Raw genomic sequence first — 5,645 nt, forward strand, 5'->3', positions numbered from 1 at the left:
GCCCGTAGCTCAATTGGATAGAGCGTCTGACTACGGATCAGAAGGTTGTGGGTTCGACTCCTGCCGGGCGCGCCAAATTAATATTTATCGGAATGTAGCTCAGCTTGGTAGAGCACTTGGTTTGGGACCAAGGGGTCGTAGGTTCGAATCCTGTCATTCCGACCATTTTTTCTTAAATTTAGGGGCCTTAGCTCAGCTGGGAGAGCGCCTGCCTTGCACGCAGGAGGTCAGCGGTTCGATCCCGCTAGGCTCCACCAATCAAAATAAATGAACCTTGAAAACTGAACAAGCAAAACGTAATCAATAAAGTTTTTAGTAGCTAACCTTGAGTTAGTGAACGAAACAAAATTTTGGACATCAAACATGATGCCAGCAAAACAATTTGAGCTAATCAAATTTCTTTTATGGAGAGTTTGATCCTGGCTCAGGACGAACGCTGGCGGCGTGCCTAATACATGCAAGTCGAGCGAACAGAGAAGGAGCTTGCTCCTTCGACGTTAGCGGCGGACGGGTGAGTAACACGTGGGCAACCTACCTTATAGTTTGGGATAACTCCGGGAAACCGGGGCTAATACCGAATAATCTATTTTACTTCATGGTGAAATACTGAAAGACGGTTTCGGCTGTCGCTATAAGATGGGCCCGCGGCGCATTAGCTAGTTGGTGAGGTAACGGCTCACCAAGGCGACGATGCGTAGCCGACCTGAGAGGGTGATCGGCCACACTGGGACTGAGACACGGCCCAGACTCCTACGGGAGGCAGCAGTAGGGAATCTTCCACAATGGGCGAAAGCCTGATGGAGCAACGCCGCGTGAGTGAAGAAGGTTTTCGGATCGTAAAACTCTGTTGTAAGGGAAGAACAAGTACAGTAGTAACTGGCTGTACCTTGACGGTACCTTATTAGAAAGCCACGGCTAACTACGTGCCAGCAGCCGCGGTAATACGTAGGTGGCAAGCGTTGTCCGGAATTATTGGGCGTAAAGCGCGCGCAGGCGGTCCTTTAAGTCTGATGTGAAAGCCCACGGCTCAACCGTGGAGGGTCATTGGAAACTGGGGGACTTGAGTGCAGAAGAGGAAAGTGGAATTCCAAGTGTAGCGGTGAAATGCGTAGAGATTTGGAGGAACACCAGTGGCGAAGGCGACTTTCTGGTCTGTAACTGACGCTGAGGCGCGAAAGCGTGGGGAGCAAACAGGATTAGATACCCTGGTAGTCCACGCCGTAAACGATGAGTGCTAAGTGTTAGGGGGTTTCCGCCCCTTAGTGCTGCAGCTAACGCATTAAGCACTCCGCCTGGGGAGTACGGTCGCAAGACTGAAACTCAAAGGAATTGACGGGGGCCCGCACAAGCGGTGGAGCATGTGGTTTAATTCGAAGCAACGCGAAGAACCTTACCAGGTCTTGACATCCCGTTGACCACTGTAGAGATATGGTTTTCCCTTCGGGGACAACGGTGACAGGTGGTGCATGGTTGTCGTCAGCTCGTGTCGTGAGATGTTGGGTTAAGTCCCGCAACGAGCGCAACCCTTGATCTTAGTTGCCATCATTTAGTTGGGCACTCTAAGGTGACTGCCGGTGACAAACCGGAGGAAGGTGGGGATGACGTCAAATCATCATGCCCCTTATGACCTGGGCTACACACGTGCTACAATGGACGATACAAACGGTTGCCAACTCGCGAGAGGGAGCTAATCCGATAAAGTCGTTCTCAGTTCGGATTGTAGGCTGCAACTCGCCTACATGAAGCCGGAATCGCTAGTAATCGCGGATCAGCATGCCGCGGTGAATACGTTCCCGGGCCTTGTACACACCGCCCGTCACACCACGAGAGTTTGTAACACCCGAAGTCGGTGGGGTAACCTTTTTGGAGCCAGCCGCCGAAGGTGGGATAGATGATTGGGGTGAAGTCGTAACAAGGTAGCCGTATCGGAAGGTGCGGCTGGATCACCTCCTTTCTAAGGATATTTTCGGAATACAAACCTAGGGTTTGTAAGATTACGTTTTGCGTTCAGTTTTGAAGGTTCATTCTTCTGAATGAAATACTTCAAAACTTGTTCTTTGAAAACTGGATAAAACGACATTGAAATTGTAACAAACACATTTATTTTTTAAGTTTTTTTATAGGCTTAATAACTTGGTTAAGTTATTAAGGGCGCACGGCGAATGCCTTGGCACTAGGAGCCGATGAAGGACGGCACTAACACCGATATGCTTCGGGGAGCTGTAAGTGAGCTTTGATCCGGAGATTTCCGAATGGGGGAACCCACTACGTTTAATCGCGTAGTATCTTGACGTGAATACATAGCGTTTTGATGGCAGACCCAGGGAACTGAAACATCTAAGTACCTGGAGGAAGAGAAAGAAAAATCGATTCCCTGAGTAGCGGCGAGCGAAACGGGAAGAGCCCAAACCAAGAGGCTTGCCTCTTGGGGTTGTAGGACACTCTATACGGAGTTACAAAAGAGCGAGTTAGATGAAGCGACTTGGAAAGGTCCGCCAGAGCAGGTAAAAGCCCTGTAGTCGAAAGTTCGTTCTCTCCTGAGTGGATCCTGAGTACGGCGGAACACGTGAAATTCCGTCGGAATCCGGGAGGACCATCTCCCAAGGCTAAATACTACCTAGTGACCGATAGTGAACCAGTACCGTGAGGGAAAGGTGAAAAGCACCCCGGAAGGGGAGTGAAATAGATCCTGAAACCGTGTGCCTACAAGTAGTTAGAGCCCGTTAATGGGTGATAGCGTGCCTTTTGTAGAATGAACCGGCGAGTTACGATTACGTGCGAGGTTAAGCTTTAGAAGGCGGAGCCGCAGCGAAAGCGAGTCTGAATAGGGCGAATTAGTACGTGGTCGTAGACCCGAAACCAGGTGATCTACCCATGTCCAGGGTGAAGGTGAGGTAACACTTACTGGAGGCCCGAACCCACGCACGTTGAAAAGTGCGGGGATGAGGTGTGGGTAGCGGAGAAATTCCAATCGAACTTGGAGATAGCTGGTTCTCTCCGAAATAGCTTTAGGGCTAGCCTCGTGATGAGAATACTGGAGGTAGAGCACTGTTTGGACTAGGGGGCCATCCCGGTTTACCGAATTCAGACAAACTCCGAATGCCAGATATTTATACACGGGAGTCAGACTGCGAGTGATAAGATCCGTAGTCAAAAGGGAAACAGCCCAGACCACCAGCTAAGGTCCCAAAGTAATCGTTAAGTGGAAAAGGATGTGGCGTTGCACAGACAACCAGGATGTTGGCTTAGAAGCAGCCATCATTTAAAGAGTGCGTAATAGCTCACTGGTCGAGTGACGCTGCGCCGAAAATGTATCGGGGCTAAACGATTCACCGAAGCTGTGGATTGACATCTACGATGTCAGTGGTAGGAGAGCGTTCTAAGTGCGTTGAAGTCAGACCGGAAGGACTGGTGGAGCGCTTAGAAGTGAGAATGCCGGTATGAGTAGCGAAAGACGGGTGAGAATCCCGTCCACCGTATGACTAAGGTTTCCTGAGGAAGGCTCGTCCGCTCAGGGTTAGTCGGGACCTAAGCCGAGGCCGATAGGCGTAGGCGATGGACAACAGGTTGATATTCCTGTACCACCTCCTCACCGTTTGAGAAATGGGGGGACGCAGTAGGATAGGGTAAGCGCGCTGTTGGATATGCGCGTCCAAGCAGTAAGGCGTGTGTGTAGGCAAATCCGCACACTGTAACGTTGAGCTGTGATGGCGAGTCCGTATGGACGAAGTTCCTGATTTCACACTGCCAAGAAAAGCCTCTATCGAGGTGAGAGGTGCCCGTACCGCAAACCGACACAGGTAGTCGAGGAGAGAATCCTAAGGTGTGCGAGAGAACTCTCGTTAAGGAACTCGGCAAAATGACCCCGTAACTTCGGGAGAAGGGGTGCTCTTGAGCGTGCAAGCGCATGAGAGCCGCAGTGAATAGGCCCAGGCGACTGTTTAGCAAAAACACAGGTCTCTGCAAAACCGTAAGGTGACGTATAGGGGCTGACGCCTGCCCGGTGCTGGAAGGTTAAGAGGAGTGGTTAGCGCAAGCGAAGCTGCGAATTGAAGCCCCAGTAAACGGCGGCCGTAACTATAACGGTCCTAAGGTAGCGAAATTCCTTGTCGGGTAAGTTCCGACCCGCACGAAAGGCGTAACGATCTGGGCACTGTCTCAACGAGAGACTCGGTGAAATTATAGTACCTGTGAAGATGCAGGTTACCCGCGACAGGACGGAAAGACCCCGTGGAGCTTTACTGTAGCCTGATATTGAATTTTGGTACAACTTGTACAGGATAGGTAGGAGCCAGAGATCTCGGAGCGCCAGCTTCGAAGGAGGCGTCGGTGGGATACTACCCTGGTTGTATTGAAATTCTAACCCATGCCCCTTAGCGGGGCAGGAGACAGTGTCAGGCGGACAGTTTGACTGGGGCGGTCGCCTCCTAAAAGGTAACGGAGGCGCCCAAAGGTTCCCTCAGAATGGTTGGAAATCATTCGTAGAGTGTAAAGGCATAAGGGAGCTTGACTGCGAGACCTACAAGTCGAGCAGGGTCGAAAGACGGGCTTAGTGATCCGGTGGTTCCGCATGGAAGGGCCATCGCTCAACGGATAAAAGCTACCCCGGGGATAACAGGCTTATCTCCCCCAAGAGTCCACATCGACGGGGAGGTTTGGCACCTCGATGTCGGCTCATCGCATCCTGGGGCTGTAGTCGGTCCCAAGGGTTGGGCTGTTCGCCCATTAAAGCGGTACGCGAGCTGGGTTCAGAACGTCGTGAGACAGTTCGGTCCCTATCCGTCGTGGGCGTAGGAAATTTGAGAGGAGCTGTCCTTAGTACGAGAGGACCGGGATGGACACACCGCTGGTGTACCAGTTGTCTTGCCAAAGGCATCGCTGGGTAGCTATGTGTGGACGGGATAAGTGCTGAAAGCATCTAAGCATGAAGCCCCCCTCAAGATGAGATTTCCCATTACGCAAGTAAGTAAGATCCCTCAAAGACGATGAGGTAGATAGGTTCGAGGTGGAAGTGTGGTGACACATGGAGCTGACGAATACTAATCGATCGAGGACTTAACCAAAATGTTTGAAACATTCAATGCACCGTTTATCCAGTTTTGAAAGAACAATTCTTTCAACCAAGGGTTTCAAGATACAAGTAGTTCGAGGAAGCGATGGAGAGAGGGAAGGAGCGTACTCAAGTACGTGACTGACTGAACGACAGAAGCTGACGAAGAAATACGATGTATATTGAAAGCCGATAATAGTCTAGTGATGATGGCAAAGAGGTCACACCCGTTCCCATACCGAACACGGAAGTTAAGCTCTTTAGCGCCGATGGTAGTTGGGGGCTTCCCCCTGTGAGAGTAGGACGTCGCTAGGCACCTAGAAAAGTCGAGGATTTATTCCTCGGCTTTTTTGTTTTGTAACATAATAATAAAATGATATAACAATTTAAATGTTAAAATTTACATAATAGGTTAGGATATATAAAATACTTCGAGGTATCAATGGATATGAATGAACCACACTCCAGTGAAAAACATGGCTTAGCAGACTGTCGACTGATGGAATCTACGATGTATAGAACGCCATGAAGAGAGATCCTGATCACTTGCTGGGATACCTGAAAAATAGAAAGAGGCGGTGTCTCACAATGTGCC

The 5,645-nt window shown here is 50.3% G+C and carries 2 tRNA genes and 3 rRNA genes; all 5 read left to right on the forward strand.

Going from position 1 to position 5,645, the window contains the following annotated elements:
- The first annotated feature begins 88 nt into the window (after nt 1–88).
- The 5 genes from AB0D57_RS46910 (at nt 89) to rrf (ending at nt 5,365) form a co-directional block, all read left to right on the forward strand.
- Nucleotides 89–165, forward strand: a tRNA-Pro gene (locus AB0D57_RS46910).
- 16 nt (nt 166–181) lie between these two features.
- A tRNA-Ala gene (locus tag AB0D57_RS46915) sits at nt 182–257 on the forward strand.
- 144 nt (nt 258–401) lie between these two features.
- A 16S ribosomal RNA gene (locus AB0D57_RS46920) occupies nt 402–1,954 on the forward strand.
- Between the two features lie 181 nt (nt 1,955–2,135).
- Nucleotides 2,136–5,063, forward strand: a 23S ribosomal RNA gene (locus AB0D57_RS46925).
- A 186-nt stretch (nt 5,064–5,249) separates the two neighbouring features.
- Nucleotides 5,250–5,365 (forward strand): 5S ribosomal RNA (gene rrf / locus AB0D57_RS46930).
- Together the 16S, 23S and 5S rRNA genes with 2 tRNA genes alongside form the textbook arrangement of a ribosomal RNA operon.
- Nucleotides 5,366–5,645 lie beyond the last annotated feature (280 nt).

This window comes from Streptomyces sp. NPDC048275 (assembly GCF_040652275.1).
Taxonomy (GTDB): Bacteria; Actinomycetota; Actinomycetes; order Streptomycetales; family Streptomycetaceae; genus Streptomyces.